General features: G+C 72.1%; 16 protein-coding genes. 6 read left to right on the top strand and 10 right to left on the bottom strand.

Going from position 1 to position 17,983, the window contains the following annotated elements; all coding sequences use genetic code 11:
* Window positions 1-10 precede the first annotated feature (10 nt).
* The 4 genes from AC3RJ6_RS01755 (at window position 11) to AC3RJ6_RS01740 (ending at window position 4,958) form a co-directional block, all read left to right on the top strand.
* The gene (locus AC3RJ6_RS01755; protein ID WP_491425139.1) at window positions 11-1,741 is read left to right on the top strand and encodes a sensor histidine kinase; all 1,731 of its coding nucleotides are present in this window, start codon (window positions 11-13) and stop codon (window positions 1,739-1,741) included.
* Window positions 1,729-2,385 carry a response regulator transcription factor gene (locus tag AC3RJ6_RS01750; RefSeq protein WP_491425138.1) on the top strand — a complete coding sequence of 219 codons (657 nt, stop codon included), beginning with the start codon at window positions 1,729-1,731 and terminating at the stop codon, window positions 2,383-2,385. The genes AC3RJ6_RS01755 and AC3RJ6_RS01750 overlap by 13 nt, the downstream gene beginning before the upstream one ends.
* A 185-nt stretch (window positions 2,386-2,570) precedes the next feature.
* Window positions 2,571-3,491: an alpha/beta hydrolase gene (locus AC3RJ6_RS01745; protein WP_491425137.1), complete on the top strand. Its 921-nt coding sequence runs from the start codon at window positions 2,571-2,573 to the stop codon at window positions 3,489-3,491.
* Between the two features lie 108 nt (window positions 3,492-3,599).
* A complete protein-coding gene (locus tag AC3RJ6_RS01740) occupies window positions 3,600-4,958 on the top strand; it encodes an MATE family efflux transporter (RefSeq protein ID WP_491425136.1) in 1,359 nt (452 codons plus the stop codon).
* A gap of 7 nt (window positions 4,959-4,965) precedes the next feature.
* Here AC3RJ6_RS01740 and AC3RJ6_RS01735 read toward each other — a convergent pair whose 3' ends face one another.
* The 10 genes from AC3RJ6_RS01735 to AC3RJ6_RS01690 form a co-directional block, all read right to left on the bottom strand.
* Window positions 4,966-6,195 (bottom strand): amidohydrolase, encoded by a 1,230-nt coding sequence (locus AC3RJ6_RS01735; protein ID WP_491425135.1) that lies wholly within the window; start codon window positions 6,193-6,195, stop codon window positions 4,966-4,968.
* Between the two features lie 30 nt (window positions 6,196-6,225).
* Window positions 6,226-7,302, bottom strand: a complete 1,077-nt coding sequence (locus tag AC3RJ6_RS01730; RefSeq protein WP_491425133.1) for a LacI family DNA-binding transcriptional regulator — start codon at window positions 7,300-7,302, stop codon at window positions 6,226-6,228.
* A gap of 75 nt (window positions 7,303-7,377) precedes the next feature.
* Entirely contained in the window at window positions 7,378-7,809 is a 432-nt protein-coding gene (locus AC3RJ6_RS01725) for an SRPBCC domain-containing protein (RefSeq protein WP_491425132.1), read from the bottom strand.
* Between the two features lie 112 nt (window positions 7,810-7,921).
* Window positions 7,922-9,106: a glycine C-acetyltransferase gene (locus tag AC3RJ6_RS01720; protein WP_491425131.1), complete on the bottom strand. Its 1,185-nt coding sequence runs from the start codon at window positions 9,104-9,106 to the stop codon at window positions 7,922-7,924.
* Between the two features lie 15 nt (window positions 9,107-9,121).
* Window positions 9,122-10,165, bottom strand: coding sequence for an L-threonine 3-dehydrogenase (gene tdh / locus AC3RJ6_RS01715; RefSeq protein WP_491425130.1), 1,044 nt, complete (start codon window positions 10,163-10,165; stop codon window positions 9,122-9,124).
* 127 nt (window positions 10,166-10,292) lie between these two features.
* On the bottom strand, window positions 10,293-11,483 hold the full coding sequence (locus AC3RJ6_RS01710; protein WP_491425129.1) for a Gfo/Idh/MocA family protein: 1,191 nt from the start codon (window positions 11,481-11,483) through the stop codon (window positions 10,293-10,295).
* A 40-nt stretch (window positions 11,484-11,523) separates the two neighbouring features.
* On the bottom strand, window positions 11,524-12,621 hold the full coding sequence (locus AC3RJ6_RS01705) for a LacI family DNA-binding transcriptional regulator (protein WP_491425128.1): 1,098 nt from the start codon (window positions 12,619-12,621) through the stop codon (window positions 11,524-11,526).
* A gap of 4 nt (window positions 12,622-12,625) precedes the next feature.
* Window positions 12,626-13,528, bottom strand: a complete 903-nt coding sequence (locus AC3RJ6_RS01700) for a carbohydrate ABC transporter permease (protein ID WP_491425127.1) — start codon at window positions 13,526-13,528, stop codon at window positions 12,626-12,628.
* A complete protein-coding gene (locus tag AC3RJ6_RS01695) occupies window positions 13,521-14,495 on the bottom strand; it encodes a carbohydrate ABC transporter permease (protein ID WP_491425126.1) in 975 nt (324 codons plus the stop codon). Before AC3RJ6_RS01695 ends, AC3RJ6_RS01700 begins: the two co-directional genes overlap by 8 nt.
* A gap of 4 nt (window positions 14,496-14,499) precedes the next feature.
* Window positions 14,500-15,774 (bottom strand): ABC transporter substrate-binding protein, encoded by a 1,275-nt coding sequence (locus tag AC3RJ6_RS01690; protein ID WP_491425125.1) that lies wholly within the window; start codon window positions 15,772-15,774, stop codon window positions 14,500-14,502.
* 273 nt (window positions 15,775-16,047) lie between these two features.
* Between AC3RJ6_RS01690 and AC3RJ6_RS01685 the strand changes: the two genes are divergently transcribed.
* Together AC3RJ6_RS01685 and AC3RJ6_RS01680 are read left to right on the top strand one after the other, a co-directional pair.
* Window positions 16,048-17,292, top strand: coding sequence for an MFS transporter (locus AC3RJ6_RS01685; RefSeq protein WP_491425124.1), 1,245 nt, complete (start codon window positions 16,048-16,050; stop codon window positions 17,290-17,292).
* 98 nt (window positions 17,293-17,390) lie between these two features.
* Entirely contained in the window at window positions 17,391-17,945 is a 555-nt protein-coding gene (locus tag AC3RJ6_RS01680) for a dihydrofolate reductase family protein (RefSeq protein WP_491425123.1), read from the top strand.
* Window positions 17,946-17,983: the final 38 nt, after the last annotated feature.

Here is a 17,983-nt window from a genome sequence, read left to right as displayed (position 1 = left end):
GTGAGGCGCCATGGCATCGGACTGGTCGGCGCCGCCGCTCGCGCGGTCGCTCGGCGCCGCGCTCACCCTCATGATGGTGCTCGGGGTGCTCTTCGCCGCGCTCGAGTTCGCACTGCTCGTGCCGATCCTGCCCGACGGCTGGGCCGACGCCCTGTTCCCCGCGATCGCGCTCGCCTGGTTCATCGCCGGCACGATCGCGTGGCGACGGCGGCCGAGCAGCCGCACGGGTCTGCTGATCTGGATCGGCGGTGTCTCGCTCCTCGCGGGCGGCCTCTTCGCCACCGGCATCGAGTTCGGCGTCGTCGTCGGCAACGTCTTCGCGACCGCCATCCTCGCCGTCATCGTGCACCTGCTGCTCGCGTTCCCGTCGGGGCTGCTCCCCGACCCGATCTCGCGCGTCATCGCGATCGCGGGCTACATCGTCGCGCTCGTGCTGCAGATCCCGCTCTACGTGTGGGGCGCCGGCCTCTTCGCGCCCCTCGTCGAGCCGAACGCCGAGCTGGCCACGATCGGGGTGGAGGTGCAGCGGTGGGCCGGCCTCGCCGTCGTCGTGGCGACCGCGGTCGTGCTGGGCGTACGACTCCACGCCGCGTCGCCGCCGCGCCGACGGGTGCTCGCACCGCTCTACCTCTACGGCATGGCGTCGATCGTGCTCATCCCGATGATCGCCAACCTCGGGCTCGGGCTGAGCGCGGAGATGATCCTCTTCGTGCAGCTCGCGCTCATCGCCGGCGTCGCGATCGCCTTCACGGTCGGCGTGCTCGTCGGCGGGTTCGAGCGCACGGCCGAGCTCGAGGAGCTCGCGGCGTGGCTCGGCACCGAGTCGGGTCGCGAACCCCTGCGCTCGGCGATCGCCCGGGCGCTCGGCGACCCGAGCGTCGAGCTCGTCTACTGGCTGCCGGTGCGCGAGGGGTTCGTCGACGAGCAGGGCATCGGCGTCGACCCGCCCCACGATCCCGGTCGCGGCTTCGCCGTCATCGAGTCCGACGGCGCCCCGGCCGGGGCGATCGTCTACGACGCGCGGCTCGTCGCCGACCCCCAGCGCGTGCAGTCGGTCGGCCGGGTCGCGGCGATCGCGATCGCTCGCGAACGGCTGACGACCGAGCTGCGGGCGAGCCAGACCGCACTTCGGCATTCGCGCGTGCGCCTCGTCGAGGCGGCCGACCGCGAGCGGGCGCGCATCGCGAAGGACCTGCACGACGGCCTCCAGGTGCAGCTCGTGCTGCTCGCCCTCGAAGCCGGCCGCATCCACGACGAGGCGGTGCGCGACGACGTGCGCGAGCGGGCGCTCCACCTCCGGCAGGGCATCGAGGAGGCCGCCGACGAGCTGCGCCGGCTCGTGCACGAGGTCATGCCGTCGGCGCTCGTCGAGCGCGGTCTCGTGCTCGCCGCCGAAGACCTCGTCGACCGCATGCCCATCCCCACGACGCTCGTGGCCGACGGGCTCGACGCGCCACTGCCGCCGACGGTGGTGAACGTCGCCTACTTCGTCGTCGCCGAGGGCCTCGCCAACACGGCCAAGCATGCGCGCGCGGCATCCGCCTCGGTGCATCTCGCCCGCGACGGCGACGTGCTGACGGTCGAGATCGCCGACGACGGCGTAGGCGGAACGGGCGTGCACCGCGGTCGAGGGCTCGCGGGCCTCGCCGACCGCATCGACGCGATCGGAGGTCGGATGACGCTGCACAACTCCCCCGACCGGGGAACCCGGCTCACCGCGGAGTTGCCGTGCGCGTCGTGATCGCCGAGGACGAGACCCTCCTGCGACAGGGACTCAGGCTGCTGCTCGAGGAGGGCGGGTTCGAGGTCGTCGCGGCGACGGGCGACGCCGAGGAGCTGCTCGACGCCGTCGCCGCGCACTCCCCCGACCTCGTCATCACCGACATCCGGATGCCGCCGACGCACACCGACGAGGGCCTGCGGGCGGCGCTCCGCATCCGCCACGAGCGCCCGGGGATCGCGATCGTCGTGCTCTCCCAGTACGTGCAGCGGCGCTACGCGCTCGAACTGCTCGACGGCGAGGCATCCCGGATCGGGTACCTGCTGAAGCAGCGCATCGCCGACGTCGGCACGTTCCGCGACGACCTGCGCCGCGTCGCCGACGGCGGCACGGCCCTCGACCCCGAGGTCGTCGCGGTGCTCATCTCGCGGGCGGGGCGCGGCGACGGCGTCGTGCGGCAGCTCACGAAGCGCCAGCGCGAGGTGCTCGCGTACATGGCCGAGGGGCGCAGCAACGCGTGGATCAGCCAGCGGCTCGTGCTCACCGAGAAGGCGATCGTGCAGCACACGTCGGGCATCTACGACGCCCTCGGGCTGCCGGTCACGGCCGACGACCACCGCCGGGTGCTCGCGGTGATCCGCTACCTCGACGGCGCGGCCGACTGAGCAGTCCAGCCGGCTGAGGAGCGACGAACGAGCGTCTCGAAACCACCCGGCGAGACCCGAGACCCCCCGTTCTGGGTTCCCGCGCGGCGTCGATACAGGACGTGGGTCCATGTCGGCGACGATTGCGCCGGAGCAGAGTATGCGGTGCGCGCCCCTACGCGAGCCACTCCCCGAAAGGATCAGCAATGGCTCTGTCGACCTCCGTCCCGATGACGAACGCCGCGCTCGGCGCGGTGCGCACCGCCGACCACGTCTCGCCCGGCCTCGCCGCGAGCATCGCCGGCCCCATGTTCGAACGCACCCGCCCCTCGCGCGTCGTGCAGCCGAGCGAGCAGCCCGTGCACCTCGCCGCCGAACGGCACCCGCTGCCGCTGCCGCACGGCGACGGCGTGCTCTACGAGTGGGGCACCGGCCCCCGCACCGTGCTGCTCGTGCACGGCTGGCGCGGGCGCGCCTCGCAGTTCGCGCCGATCATCCGCGAGCTGCGTGCGGCCGGGTACCACCTCGTCGCCTTCGACGCCCCGGCGCACGGCGACGCCGGCGGGCGCAGCACCGATATCCGATCGTGGGTGGAGGCGATCAACCGGCTGCATCTCAAGTACGGGCGGTTCGAGGCCATCATCGGGCACTCGCTCGGCGCCCTCACGACGATGACCGCGGTGCGCGACGGCGTGTCGACGCGCGGGGTCGTCGGCCTCGCGCCGATGGCCTCCGGGCGGTACCTGTTCGACGCCTTCGCGCACGCCATCGGGCTGAGCGCACGCGCCGCCGAGATCCAGCGCACGCGCTACACCCGGCGGGTCTTCCCCGGCGTCTCCGACCCGTGGCGGCGATTCGACACGGTCGCCGCGCCGCTGCCGGCCTCCGTCGAGCTGCTGCTGCTGCACGACCGGGAGGATCGCGAGATCGACGCCGCCCAGAGCGAGCTGCTGCACGCGGCGCACGGCGATCGGTCGAGGATGCTGCTCTCGAGCGGGTCCGGGCACGTCAGGCTGCTCGCCGCAGACCGCACGCTCGACGCCGTGACGGCCTTCGTCGGCGGCGGCGTCGCCGCCGTCGACCGGGTCGAGCGCGGCGAGGAGAAGGGCGTGCGCGCGGCCGCATGAGCCGGGCCGGTGCGAACCCGACGCGCCGCGTCCCGAAGCCGACCGGATGCCGGGCAGCCCGGCCGGCATCCGGTCGTGTCACCGGGCCGACGTAGGCTCGTGGGGCACATGAAGACCTCGAACCCCTCCTCCGCGCCGCGCGCGATCGACCGTGCCGTCGACCGCGACATCCTGCGTCTCGCGATCCCGGCGCTCGGGGCCCTCATCGCCGAGCCCCTGTTCCTGCTCGCCGACACGGCCATGGTCGGCCATCTCGGCGCCGACCCGCTCGCGGGGCTCGGGCTCGCGAGCGCCGTGCTGCAGACGATCATCGGGCTCATGGTGTTCCTCGCGTACGCCACGACCCCGGCGGTGGCACGCCGCCTCGGCACCGGCGACCTTCGCGGTGCGGTCGCGTCGGGCATCGACGGACTGTGGCTCGCCCTCGGCATCGGCGTCGTGCTCGGCGTCGCCGGCTGGTTCGCGGCCCCATGGCTCGTCGGGCTCTTCGGCGCGACCGAGGCGGTCACGGCCGAGGCATCCGCCTATCTCTCGATCTCGATGGCGGGGCTGCCGGCCATGCTCATCGTGTTCGCGGCGACCGGCCTGCTGCGCGGCCTGCAGGACACGAAGACCCCGCTGTGGGTCGCGGGCATCGGCTTCGCCGTCAACATCGCGCTCAACTACGTGTTCATCTACGTCGCGGGCTGGGGCATCGCGGGGTCGGCCGTCGGCACCGTCATCGCGCAGTGGGGCATGGTCGCGGTCTACCTCGTCGTGGTCGCGGCCCATGCGCGCCGGGCGGGTGCGAGCCCGTGGCCCCATCATGCCGGCGTGCTGCGCGGTGCCGCGTCGGGCGGCTGGCTGTTCATCCGCACCACGAGCCTGCGCGTCGCGCTGCTGCTCGCGACGTGGGCGGCGACCTCGCTCGGGTCGAACGAGCTCGCCGCGTTCCAGGTCGCGATGACGATCTACTTCACGCTCGGGTTCGCGCTCGACGCCCTCGCGATCGCCGCGCAGGCGCTCATCGGGCGCGGCCTCGGCGCGGGCGACGTCGCAGCGGTCCGGCGCGTGCTGCGGCGCTGCGTCGAGTGGGGCATCGGCTCCGGCGCGGTCATCGGCGCGCTGCTCATCGCCTCGGCCTGGGTGCTGCCGGGCCTCTTCACGAGCTCGGCCGAGGTCGCGGCCCTGCTGCCGCCGTCGCTCGTCGTGCTCGGGTTGTCGGCGCCGCTCGGCGGGCTCGTGTTCGTGCTCGACGGCGTGCTCATCGGCGCGGGCGACGCGCGCTATCTCGCGTGGACGGGCGTGGTGAACCTCGCGGTGTTCGTGCCGCTCGCGCTCGGCGTGGTGTCGGTGGCGCCGCCCGGCGCCGCAGGGCCCGCGTGGCTCATGGCCGCCTTCGCGATCGGCTACCTGGCGGCGCGCGCCGTCACGCTCTCGCTGCGGGCGCGCGGCACCCGGTGGATGGTCACAGGCGCGCCGGCCTGAACCGCGGTCAGGCGGCCGGCGCCCCCAGCCACTCGCGCGCTGCGGCGACGAGGGCGGTGACGCCGCTGTCGAGCGTGGGGTCGATGACCGGCGCGAACTTCGGCGAGTGGTTCGACGGCAGGTCCTCGGGCAGTCGGCCCGCGGCGAGCGCGGCCGGGTCGAACAGCGACGGGTCGAACCCGCCGAGGAACCAGTAGACGAGCGGCACGCCCGCTTCGGTGGCGAAGACGCCGACGTCCTCGCTGCCCGAGACCACGCCCGGGTCGAACACGCGCCCCTCGCCGAGCGCGCGTCGCAGCGCCGCGGCGGTGCGCTCGGAGGCATCCGGATCGTTGACCGTCGCGGGGAAGCGGTCGATGTAGTCGAAGTCGGGCTCGCGCGGCGCGCCCGACGCCGCCGCCTCGCCCTTCGCGATGCGCTCGATCGCGGTGAGCACCCGCGTGCGCACCGCCTCGTCGAAGCTGCGCACGTTGATGCCGAGCATCGCCTCCGACGGGATGATGTTGTGCTTCGTTCCGGCGTGCAGCTGTCCCACGGTGACGACCGCGGCGTCGGTCGCGGCGACCTCGCGGGCGACGACGCCCTGCAGGCGCACCGTGATCGCGGCGGCGAGCAGCACCGGGTCGACGCCGGCCTCGGGGCGCGAGCCGTGGCCGCCGACGCCGTGCACGCGCACCGTCAGCGAGTCGGCCGCCGCCATCGCGACGCCCGGGTGCACGCCCGCGAAGCCCGCCGGCAGCGGGGCGACGTGCTGGCCGAGCACGATGTCGGGCTTGGGCACGCGTGCGTAGAGCCCGTCGGTGATCATCGACTCGGCTCCGCCGCCGAGCTCCTCGGCCGGCTGGAATACGACGACGAGCGTGCCCGACCAGGCCGGACGCTCGTCGACCATGCGCTCGGCAGCGCCCAGCAGGCACGTCACGTGCACGTCGTGGCCGCACGCGTGCATGACCGGCACGTCGTTGCCGTCGGGGTCGACGCCGCGCGCCGTGCTCGCGTACGGCAGGCCGGTGTCCTCGAGCACGGGCAGGGCGTCCATGTCGGCGCGCAGCAGCACCGTCGGGCCGTCGCCGTTGGCGAGCACGCCCGCGACGCCCGTCCGGCCGAGGCCCGTGATCACCTCGAAGCCGAGCCCCGTGAGCGTCTCGGCGACGATGCCGGCGGTGCGGTGCTCCTGGAACGAGAGTTCGGGGTTGGCGTGCAGGTCGCGGTAGACGGCGGCGAGGTCGAGGCTCATGCGGGCCAGCCTACGACCCGGGCCGACCGATCAGCGGGCGGGCGGCGGGGCCGTCGTGTCGCCGACGTGCAGGGTGCTCGTGAAGCAGACCGACTCGGGCGACTCGCCCGCGAGCAGGCTCACGACGGCCTCGCCGGCCGCGCGGCCCTTCGCGACCGACGGCTGCGACAGCGTCGTCAGGTCGTGCTGCAGGCCGTCGACGGTGATGCCGTCGAACCCGATGACGCTGAGCTCGGCGGGCACGGCGATGCCGAGCTCCTCGGCGGCGCGGATGACGCCGGCCGCGAGCAGGTCGCTCTGCGCGATGACCGCCGTCGGGCGGTTCGCCGGGTCGGCGAGCAACGCGCGCCCGGCCTCGAGCCCCTCTTCGATCGAGCTCGCTCCGGCCACCTGCCCGGTGATGCCGGGAAACACCTCGCGGGCCCCGGCGAGCCGCTCGCGCGCGGTCGCCGCCGTGCCCGCGCGCTCGAGCTCGGGCGTGAGCGGGCCGCGCGTGCGCGCCGCGTCGAACGGCAGCGTGACGAGCGCGACGCGCGCGTGGCCGAGCTCGCGCAGGTACGCGGCGCCGCGCCGCGTCGCCTGGTGGTTGTCGATCGAGATCTCGGGCAGGTCGGCTCCGGTGTCGCCCTCGATCGCGACGGCGGGGATGCCGCGGCGTCGCAGTGCCTCGATCGAGACCGCGAGCCTCGGGCTGCAGCCGATGAGCACGACCGCGTCGACGGGCGCGCTCTCGATGTCGACGGCGTTCTCGCCCGGCTCGCCCGTGTCGGTCAGCAGCAGCAGGCCCGCGCCGAGCGGGGCGATGCCCTCCGTGATGCCGTCGAGCATCTGGATCTTCACGGGGTCGAGGAAGGCGGCCCGCACGCGCTCCTCGAGCACGACGCCGACGATGCCCGAGCGTCCGCGGCGGAGCGACCGCGCGCGCGGGTCGGGTCCGCCGTAGCCGAGCGCAGCCGCGGCGTCGAGCACGCGCTGCTTCGTGGCGTCCGACACGGGGCCGGAGCCGCTGAACGCGAGCGAGGCCGTCGACGCGGAGACACCGGCCTTCGCGGCGACGTCGGCGAGCGTCGGCCGCGGGGCGGCCGGGGCTGCGGGTTCGGGCTGCATGCGCCCGATTCTAGGCCGAATCGATTCGAAGCCGGCCGAGTGCGGCGCCGCGCCACCTGGCGGCGCGGCCGCTCGTCACGAGCCCTCGGCCAGCTGCTTCACCTTCGCGACGAGCGAGTCCCACATCCCCTTCGAGTGCTCGGCCGCCTCCGCCGTCGGGTTGTTGTCCTGCGTGAGCGTCAGCACGGTCGCCCCGGCGGCGGTGTCGAGGGTCCACGTCAGGGTGTGATGGTTCTCGGGCACGTCGGCCTCGCCGCCCAGCGGACTGAAGTGCGTGTGCACGAGTCGACCGGGCGGATCGAATTCGAGCACGACGCCGTGGTCCTCGTACGCCTCGCCCTTCCACTCACCGCGCCACCTGATCGCGCCGCCCACCGACCAGTCGGTCTCGAGCTCGGTGCCGAACATGAACTCCCGTGCGGCGGCCGGGTCGGTGATCACCGCCCAGACGCGCTCGCGCGGCGCATCGATCGTGATGCTCGAGACCGCGTCGAATCGCTCGGCCATGATCCGCCTCCTCTCGCGTCACCGCCCGCAGGCGGTCTCCGCTCATGGTCGGCCTCAGGCTACGCCGGGCGATCGCGCGCGTCTTGCAGATACGCGACACCGGCGGCCGGCCTCAGCCGGCCGCGACCGCCTCGCGCGCCTCCGTGAAGGCCGCGACGCAGCGGCGGATCTCGTCCTCGGAGTGCGCCGCCGAGAGCTGCACGCGGATGCGTGCGGCCCCCTTGGGCACGACGGGGTACGAGAACGCCGTCACGAACACGCCGCGCTCCTGCAGCGCGTCGGCGATGCGTGCGGTGAGCGCGGCATCGCCGAACATGACGGGCACGATCGGGTGCTCACCGGGCAGCAGCTCGAAGCCCGCGGCATCCATGAGCTCCCGGAACAGCGCGGCGTTCGCGTTCAGGCGCGTGCGCAGCTCGCCCGAGGAGGCCAGCAGCGACAGCGCCTCGAGCGTGCCCGCGACGATCGCGGGCGCGAGCGTGTTCGAGAACAGGTACGGGCGGGCACGCTGGCGCAGCAGGTCGACGATCTCCTGGCGGGCGGCGACGTAACCGCCCGACGCGCCGCCGAGCGCCTTGCCGAAGGTGCCGGTCGTGATGTCGACCCGGCCCTCGACACCGCAGTACTCGGGCGTGCCGCGGCCGTTCGCGCCGACGAAGCCGACGGCGTGCGAGTCGTCGACGAAGACGAGCGCGCCGTAGCGGTCGGCGAGGTCGCAGATCTCCTCGAGCGGGGCGATGTACCCGTCCATCGAGAACACGCCGTCAGTCACGATGACCGTGCGGCGGGCGCCCGACGCCTCCTGCAGCTTCGCCTCGAGGTCGGCCATGTCGCGGTTCTTGTACCGGAAGCGCTGCGCCTTCGAGAGGCGGATGCCGTCGATGATCGACGCGTGGTTGAGCTCGTCGGAGATGATCGCGTCGTCGGCCCCGAACAGGGTCTCGAAGACGCCTCCGTTCGCGTCGAAGCACGACGAGAACAGGATCGTGTCGTCGTACCCCAGGAACTGCGACACGGCCCGCTCGAGCTCGAGGTGCTGCTCCTGCGTGCCGCAGATGAAGCGCACGCTCGCCATGCCGTAGCCCCACTCGTCGAGGCCGCGGTGCGCAGCCGCCACGATGCGCGGGTCGTCGGCCAGGCCGAGGTAGTTGTTCGCGCAGAAGTTCAGCACCTCGCGGCCCGCGACGTCGATCGCCGACGACTGCGGGCCCTGGATGCCGCGCTCGCGCTTGGTGAGCCCGGCGGCCTCGATCTCGTCGAGCTCCGCGCGCAGCTGCGCCTTCACATCTCCGTACATCTCAGAACGCTCCGTTCAGACCTGGGTCCAGTCGAGGATGACCTTGCCGACGCCGCCCGACGCCGCCACGTCGAACGCCTCGCGCCAGTCGCGCGCGGCGAACCGGTCGCTGATGATCGAGGCCACGCGCGAACGCAGCTCCGAGCTCGTCTGCAGCATCGCCGACATCGAGTTCCACGTCTCGAACATCTCGCGCCCGTAGATGCCCTTGAGCGTGAGCATGTGGGTGACGACCTTGCCCCAGTCGATCGCGTAGGGCTCGCTCGGCAGGCCGAGCATCGCGATGCGGCCGCCGTGGTTCATGTTCTCGATCATCTCGGGCAGCGCCTTGGGCGAGCCGCTCATCTCGAAGCCGACGTCGAAGCCCTCGCGCATGCCGAGCCGCTGCTGCACGTCGCGCACGCGCTCCTTCGAGACGTCCACGACCGCGTCGGCGCCCATCTCGAGTGCGAGCTCGAGGCGCGCTGGCGACACGTCGGAGGCGACGATGAACCGCGCGCCGACGTGGCGCGCGACCGCGATCGACATGAGCCCGATCGGCCCGCAGCCCGTGACGAGCACGTCTTCACCGACGACCGAGAAGGCGAGCGCCGTGTGCACGGCGTTGCCGAACGGGTCGAAGATCGCGCCGACCTCGGGGTCGACCGGCGAGTGGTGCACCCAGACGTTCTCACCGGGGATCACGACGTACTCGGCGAACGCGCCGTCGCGGTGCAGCCCGACGCCCTGCGTGCGAATGCACATCTGGCGGCGCCCCGCGCGGCAGTTGCGGCACATGCCGCAGACGACGTGTCCCTCGCCCGACACCTTGTCGCCCACGGCGACGTCGTGCACGAGCGAGCCCACCTCGACGACCTCGCCGTAGAACTCGTGTCCGGGGATCAACGGCGTGCGGATCTCGGACGCGGCCCAGTCGTCCCACTTCTCGATGTGCAGGTCGGTGCCGCAGATGCCGGTGCGCAGCACCCGGATCTTCACGTCGGCGGGACCGGGCTCGGGCTCGGGCCGCTCGACGAACTCGAAACCTGCGCCGGGGGCGGCTTTGTAGAGGGCCTTCATCGCTTCGAAAACTCCGTTGTTCGGCGCACGAACCGCTGGGTGCGGCGGCTCATGCGAGTGGTCCGGTGGGTGCGCCGGATGACTCAGCCATCGTACCGGCGCTGGCAGCGGTCGGCGGCTGGATGACTCAGGCCCGCGCCGCCGCCGGCTCGACCTGTCCGGCCTCGAAGTAGGCGACGAGCTCGGGGTCGAGCGGCGCGATCTCGAGGGTGCCGCCGTCGCCGCGCAGCGACTCGGTCGCCCGGATGCCGACCGCGACCGCCTCGCGCGCGGCGACGGGCGACGTCTCGGTGAGTCCGCCGTCGCGCACGAAGCGCAGGAACTCCGCGACGAGCAGCGCGTCGGCGCCGTCGTGCCCGACGTCCTCGGGCGACTCGGGCACGATGAACGTCTCGTCGGCGGGCGCCGCGCCCTGGTGGCGGCGGTTCCAGAGCCCCACCTCGGAGCCCGACACGTCGCCGAAGTTCTCGATGCGGCCCTCGGTGCCGATCACCGTGTAGTTGCGCCAGTAGTCGGGCGTGAAGTGGCACTGCTGGTAGCTCGCGAGCACGCCGTTGCCGAGCCGCATGTTCACCATCGAGATGTCCTCGACGTCGATCACCGGGTTGAGGCCCGTCTGGGCGGTCGGCGGCCAGTTGTCGAGGCTGAACCAGTCGCGCATGCGCTCGCCCGAACGGTCGCGACGGTCGTCGATGTCGCCGTAGACGCTCAGCGACCCCATCGCCTGCACCTCGGTCGTGTACGCCCCGGCGAGCCAGTGGATGACGTCGAGGTCGTGCGCGCCCTTCTGCAGCAGGAGGCCCGTCGTCTTCGCCCGCTCCGCGTGCCAGTCCTTGAAGTAGAAGTCGCCGCCGTTGCCGACGAAGTGGCGGCACCAGACCGCCTTCACCTCGCCGATGCGTCCCTCGAGGATGAGCCGGCGCATGAGCAGCACGACCGACATGTGGCGCATGTTGTGGCCGACGTAGAGCCGGGTGCCGGTGCGACGCGCCGTCTCGAGGATGGCGTCGGCGTCGGCGACCGTCACCGCGAGCGGCTTCTCGCAGAAGACGGGCACGCCCGCCTCGAGCGCCGCGATCGCGACGGTCGCGTGCTGGTGGTCGGGCGTCAGCACCATGACGGCGTCGATGCCGCTCGCGAGCAGCTCGTCGATCGAATCGGTGACGGATGCCTCGGGCAGGGCCGACCGCGCCTCGGTGCGCGAGCGCTCGGAGAGGTCGCAGACGGCGGTCACCCGCGAGCCCCGGCCGGGCCGATGGGCCTCCATGGCGAGGGTCGAGCGCGCGCCGAAGCCGACGATGCCGATGTTCAGATCCACGGCGTGGTGCTCCTTCGAAGATGTTCCTGCGCAGGCAGGGCTACAGGGTGCGCGCCGCGCGCGGCGGTGCGTCGAGGTCGGTCGAGCCGCCCGGGACGAGCGACCAGGGGAATTCGTGCAGGCCGGGCTCGCTCGCACCCGAGTCGAGCGCGCGGGCCACGATGATCTCGGCCTGCCGGCGGTAGAAGTCGGTGGGACCGACGGTGGTCAGGGTCGGCGCGATCGACTGCGCGTCGGGCGTGTTGCCGACGCCGATGACGGCGACGTCGTGCGGCACGCGGAGGCCGAGCATGTGCGCGGCGTTGATCGCCGCGATCGCCGCGAAGTCGGTCGTCGCGTAGATCGCGGTCGGCCGGTCGTCGCGGGAGAGGAGCGCGACGGCCGCCGCGAAGGCGCTCGCCTGCGTGTTCGAGTACGTGGCGGTGTGCTCGGGCACGATCGGCAGGCCCCGCTGGCGCATCCTGGCGAGGTACGGTGCGTACCGCGAGCGCTCGGGTGCCTTGACGGCGTCGTCGGCCGCGAGGCATCCGATCGCCGTGTGCCGTTCGAGCAGGTGGTCCATCGCGAGGTAGCAGCCGGGGATCGCGTCGGAGCGGATCACGTCGTAGCCGTCGGGCTCGAGCGTCTCGCTGAAGACCACGAGCCGCTGGCCGCGTTCGGCGAGCGCCTGCAGCTTGCGACGCACCTCGTCGGTGCCGACGGCCGCGTCCAGGTAGGCGACGTCGCTCTCGACGCGGTCGAGCGCGGCGTACCAGTCGCCGTCGGCGAGGATGAGCGTCGTGAGGCCGTGCCGGTTGGCCTCCTCGTTGACGGCGGCGGCGACGGCGAGCGACCACGGGTCGCTCAGCATGTGCAGCGACAGCTGCACCGTGTCGCTGCGTCCGGTGCGGATGGTGCGGGCGGCGCGGTTGGGCCGGTAGTTGAGCTGCTCGGCGGCCTCGAGCACGCGCTTGGCCGTGGCTTCGGCCACGCCCGAGCCGCCGCCCGAGCGCCCCGAGAACACGTACGACACGGTCGCGGTCGAGACGCCCGCGAGCTCGGCGACCATCCGCAGCGTGGGGCGGCGGCGTGCGTTCGCGCCTCCCCCGGGGCCGGAGCTGCCGTGCCCGGTCGGTCCGCCAGTGTTCGCCCGCACCATCACGTCACCCCTTCGTCCCTGAGAAGGCGATGCCCTGGATGAACTGCTTCTGCAGGATCATGAACGTGACCAGCATGGGCAGCGTCGCCAGCAGGGCGCCCGCCATCAGCACAGGGTAGTCAGTGCCGTGGAGGCCGACGAGCTGCGACAGGCCCACCGACAGCGGCATCTTCTCGGGGTCGGTCGTGACCACGAGCGGCCACAGCAGGTCGTTCCACGACCACAGCACCGTGAAGACGGTGAGGGCGACGATGCCGGGCTTCGCGAGCGGCACCATGACCCGCCAGAACGTCTGCCACGGGTTCGCGCCGTCGATGCGCGCCGCCTCTTCGAGCTCGGCCGGCATCGACATGAAGAACTGCCGCATGAGGAAGGTGCCGAAGGCGCTGAAGATGCCCGGCACGATGAGCGCCTGCAGGGTGTTGAGCCAGCCGAGGTTCTGGATGATCTCGTACTGCGGCAGCAGGTAGAGCTGCGACGGCACCATCAGCACCGAGAGGAACAGCACGAACACGACGTTGCGGCCGCGGAACGGGATGCGCGCGAACGCGTAGCCCGCCATCGTGCAGAGCACCACCTGGCCGACCGTGCGGCCGATCGTGAGCAGCACCGAGTTGAGGAACATCTGGCCGAACGGCATCGACTCGAAGACCTCGGCGAAGTTCGTCCACACCCACGGGTCGGGGAACACGACGGGCGGCACCTGCACCGAGTCCTGGAACGTCTTGAACGCGGTGAGCGTCTGCCACACGAACGGGAAGATCATGAGCACGGCGCCGCCGGCGAGCAGCAGGTGCACGAGCCAGTGGCCCTGCTTGCGGCCCCGGCCGGTGCGGCCGGGTCGCGGGGCGGATGCCTCGGGCGGGGCGCCCGTCATGGCACGGGTGTCGACGGCCAGGTCACTCATAGTGCACCCACTTCTTCTGCAGCCGGAACTGCACGACGGTCAGCACGAGGATGATGACGAGCAGCAGGAAGGCGATCGCCGCCGCATAGCCCTGCTGGTTGTCGAGGAAGCCCGCCTCGTAGAAGAGGTAGACGATCGTGCGGGTGCTCGGCATCGCCGGGTTCGACCGGCCGAGCATCATGTAGATGAGGTCGAAGACCTGCAGCGCGCCGATGACGCTGATGACGCTCACGAAGAAGATGCTCGGGCTGAGCAGCGGGATGGTGATCGAGAAGAACTTGCGCACGGGGCCGGCGCCGTCGAGGTCGGCGGCCTCCATGATCGTGTCGGGGATGCCCTGCAGGCCCGCGAGGAAGATCACGATGTTGGTGCCGAGTCCGGCCCAGATGCCGACGACCGCGATGGCGACGAGCGCCGTGTTCGGGTCGGTGAGCCAGCTCTTGCCCTCGATGCCGAAGACGGCGAGCGCTGCGTTGAGCACGCCGTAGTCGCCGTTGTAGATCATGCGCCAGACCAGCGCGATCGCCGCGGGCATGGTGACGACGGGGATGAAGTAGAGCGTGCGGTACACGCCTCGGCCGCGCAGACCTGCGGTGTTGAGCAGGGCGGCGATCGCGATCGCGATGGGGATGCCGATGAGTGCGATCACCGTGTAGACCGCGGTGTTGCGCAGGGCCTCGATGAGCTCGGGATCCTGGACGAGCCGTGCGTAGTTGTCGAGTCCGACGAACTCCGACCCGCCGAACGGGCCGGACTCGGTGAACGACATCAGGAAGGTGCGCACCGTCGGCCACAGGTAGAAGACGAGCAGGCCTGCGGCGGTCGGCCCGATGAAGAGCAGCGCCCACCACGGCGACTGGCCCGGTCCGCGCCCGCCGCGCCGCCCCCGGCCGGGAGCGGCCGCGGGCCGCTCCCGGTCGAGCTCGGTGATCGGCGCGCTCGTGCGCTGCGCGATCAGATCAGACATGGCGTTACTCCGACTCCGCGTCCAGCGCCGCCTGCATCTGCTCGGCGAGGTCCTGGAGCCCCGCTTCGGGCGTCACGGTGCCGGCCCACACCTGCGAGAGGACCTCGCTCTCGATCGAGGTCCACGCGGAGGTGTTCTTCGAGACGGGGTAGGCGACGGCCGTGTCGAGCGCGTCGATGTAGACCTGCAGGTCGTACTGCGGGAGCGCGTCGACCCACGCCTGCTGGGTGCCGTTGAAGGCCGGGATGACCGTGCCGGTCTCCGCCTGGATCTCGGCGGCCTGCTCGGAGCTGGCGAACGCGGCGAACTGCTTGGCGACGTCGACGTGCTCGCCCTTCGCGTTGGCGACGTTGCCGATGCCGTGGATCACGCTCTGGTTGCCGGTGGCGCCCTCGGCGAGGGGTGCGACGTCGACCTTGTCGGCGATGTCGGCGTTGTCGGCGTACGCGACCGCGGCCCACGAGCCGTTCTGGAACATGGCGACCTTGCCCGAGAGGAAGAAGTCCTCGGGGTTCGTGTCGGTCATCTGCTGCGCCGTCGGCGAGGAGCCGGCCTCGATGAGGTCCGTCCAGAGCTCGATGCCGGCGAGGGCCTCGGGCGACCCGTAGCCCGACTCGGTGCCGTCGGCGCTGATGACCTGGCCGCCGGCCTGGGCGATCGAGTTGTAGAAGTTCTCCTGGCCGTACTGGCTCGCGGCGATGCCGTACTGGCCCTTCGCCGGGTCGGTGAGCTTCGCGGCGGCCGCCTTCAGGTCGTCCCACGTCCAGCCGGCCTTCGGGTACTCGACGCCGGCCGCGTCGAAGAGCTCCTTGTTGTACCAGAGCGCGACGGTGTCGAAGTCCTTGGGGGCGCCGTAGAGCGAGCCGTCGTAGGTGTAGAGGTCGATGAGGCCCTGCGGGTAATCGGCGGCGTCGACGCCCTGGTCGTCGAGCGGGGCGAGCACGCCGTTCGATGCGTAGAGCTGGAAGTTCGGGCCGTTCATCCAGAACACGTCGGGAGCGGATCCGCCCGAGACCGAGGTCTGCAGCTTCGTGAAGTACTCCTTGTACGGCGTGAGCTGGATGTCGACCGTCACGTTCGGGTGCTCTTCGGTGAACGCCGCGGCGATCTCCTCCATCGCGGGCTGCTGGTTCTCGTCCCAGATCCCGTACGTGATGGTGACGTCCTCGCCGTCGCCTCCGTTCGAACCCGAGCCGCTGCAGGCGCTCATCGCGAGCGCGGCGGTCGCGGCCACGGCGAGTGCGGCAGCACCGCGGCGGGTGATTGCACGTCGAAGCATCCGATCCTCCTTTGGATCTGTCTCTCTGGTGAAGGGGTGCGGTGCGGAGCCCGCGGATGTTAATCGTTTAGCTAAACGATTAACACGAGACAGTAGCGAGGCACGCGCCACTCGCGCAAGCGCGTCGGCGAGATCCGGGACGATCGGCTGCGCGCGCCGCGCTCACCCCGCCGCCGTCGCGGCACGGCTTGCGGCTCGCGAAACCCCCGGATAGAGTGCGATCGAATCGATTCGATAGGCGTCCGACGGCGCCGGCCGACCCCGGGAAGCACGATGACCGAGACCCCCCGCACGAGCGCGACCGTGCCACGCTCGACGCGCGAGCTCGTCGCCTGGCGCAACGCGATCTTCGCGATCTTCTTCCTCTCGGGGCTCGCGATGGCGAGCTGGGTGGCGCGCATCCCCGCGATCCGCGACGACACCGGGCTCACGACGCAGGGTGTCGGCCTCGTCATCCTCGCCTCGTCGATCGGCGCCGTGGCCGGCCTCGTCGCGGCCCCGTGGCTGCTCGCCCGCCTCGGCGCGCGCCTCGGCATGATCAGCGCGCTCGTGACGGTGTCGGTGGGGCTCGTGTTCACGGGCGTCGGCGGCTCCGACCTGCTGCCCTCGGTGCCGCTCGTCGTCATCGGGCTCGCCCTCTTCGGCTTCGGCAACGGCACCGTCGACGTGATGATGAACGTCGAGGGCGCCGAGGCCGAGCGCGAGATCGGCCGCACGGTCATGCCGATGATGCACGCCTTCTTCTCCTTCGGCACGGTCGCGGGCGCCGGTGTCGCGGCCGCCGCATCCTCCCTCGACATCCCCGTCTCGTGGCACCTCGGCGTCATGGCGCTCGGCATCGCCGCCGGCATCTTCGTGGCCGTGCGCTACGTGCCCGTGCGCGCCGAGGTCGGCGACGACACGCACACCGGCCCTCGTCCGCCGTGGACCGAGCGGCTGAAGGCGAACCTCGCCGTCTGGGCCGACGTGCGGCTCCTCCTCATCGGCGTCATCATGCTCGGCATGTCGTTCGCCGAGGGCTCCGCCAACGACTGGCTGGCGCTCGCGGTCGTCGACGGGCACGGCTTCGACGCGACGACCGGCGCGCTCATGTTCGGCGTCTTCACGGTCTCGATCACGGCCGGCCGCGTCGTCGGCGGCCCGATCCTCGACCGGTTCGGCCGCGTCCCCGTGCTGCGCACGCTCGCGGTCGTCGGCATCGCCGGGCTCTCGCTCTTCATCTTCGGCACCGAGACGTGGATGCTCGTCGTCGGCACCGTGCTCTGGGGTATCGGCTCGTCGCTCGGCTTCCCGGTCGGCATGTCGGCCGCCGCCGACCACCCCACCGACTCCGCCGCCCGCGTGAGCGCCGTCGCGATCATCGGCTACTGCGCGTTCCTCGCCGGTCCGCCGCTGCTCGGCTTCATCGGCCAGCACTTCGGCATCCTCAACGCGCTGCTCGTCATCCTCGTGCTGCTCGTGCTTTCCTTCCTCGCGGCGCCGGCGGCCCGCGAGAACGCCCGCACCGCGGCATCCTGACCGGTGCCGACCCGGCGCGCAGGCCCGACCTCGCGGAATCGCTGCGCCTCTGGCGGAATCCCGCCCGACGGAGCACGATGGGCGGCGGGAGGTGCCGCATGGCCAGGCTCATCTACTCCACCAGTTGCTCGCTCGACGGCTACATCGCCGATGCAGGCGGCCGCTTCGACTGGAGCGTGCCGAGCGACGAGTTGCACGCCTTCATCAACGACCGCATGCGCGGCATCGGCACGCACCTCTACGGCCGCCGGCTGTACGAGGTGATGGCGTTCTGGCACGAGGTCGACCTCGCCGAGCTGCCGCCCATGCAGGCCGACTTCGCCGCGGTCTGGCGCGGGGCCGACAAGGTCGTCTACTCGTCGACGCTCACTGAGCCGACCACGCCGCGCACCCGGCTCGAGCCCCGGTTCGACGCCGACGAGGTGCGGGCGTTCGTCGAGGCGTCCGACGCGGATGTGCTCGTCGGCGGGGCGACGCTCGCGGCCGAGGCCTTCCGGGCGGGCATCGTCGACGACGTCGAGCTGTACCTCGTGCCCGAGATCGTCGGCGGCGGCACTCGCGCACTGCCCGACGGGGTGCGGCAGTCGCTCGAGCTCGCCGAGACGCAGCGGTTCGACAACGGCACCGTGCTCGTCGCGTACCGTCGGGCCTGACCGGCCCGCACGCGGGCGTCGCCCGACCCCGCCGGTAG

It is taken from the genome of Agromyces cucurbitae (assembly GCF_058349945.1).
This window is presented reverse-complemented; position numbering and strand designations above follow the sequence as displayed.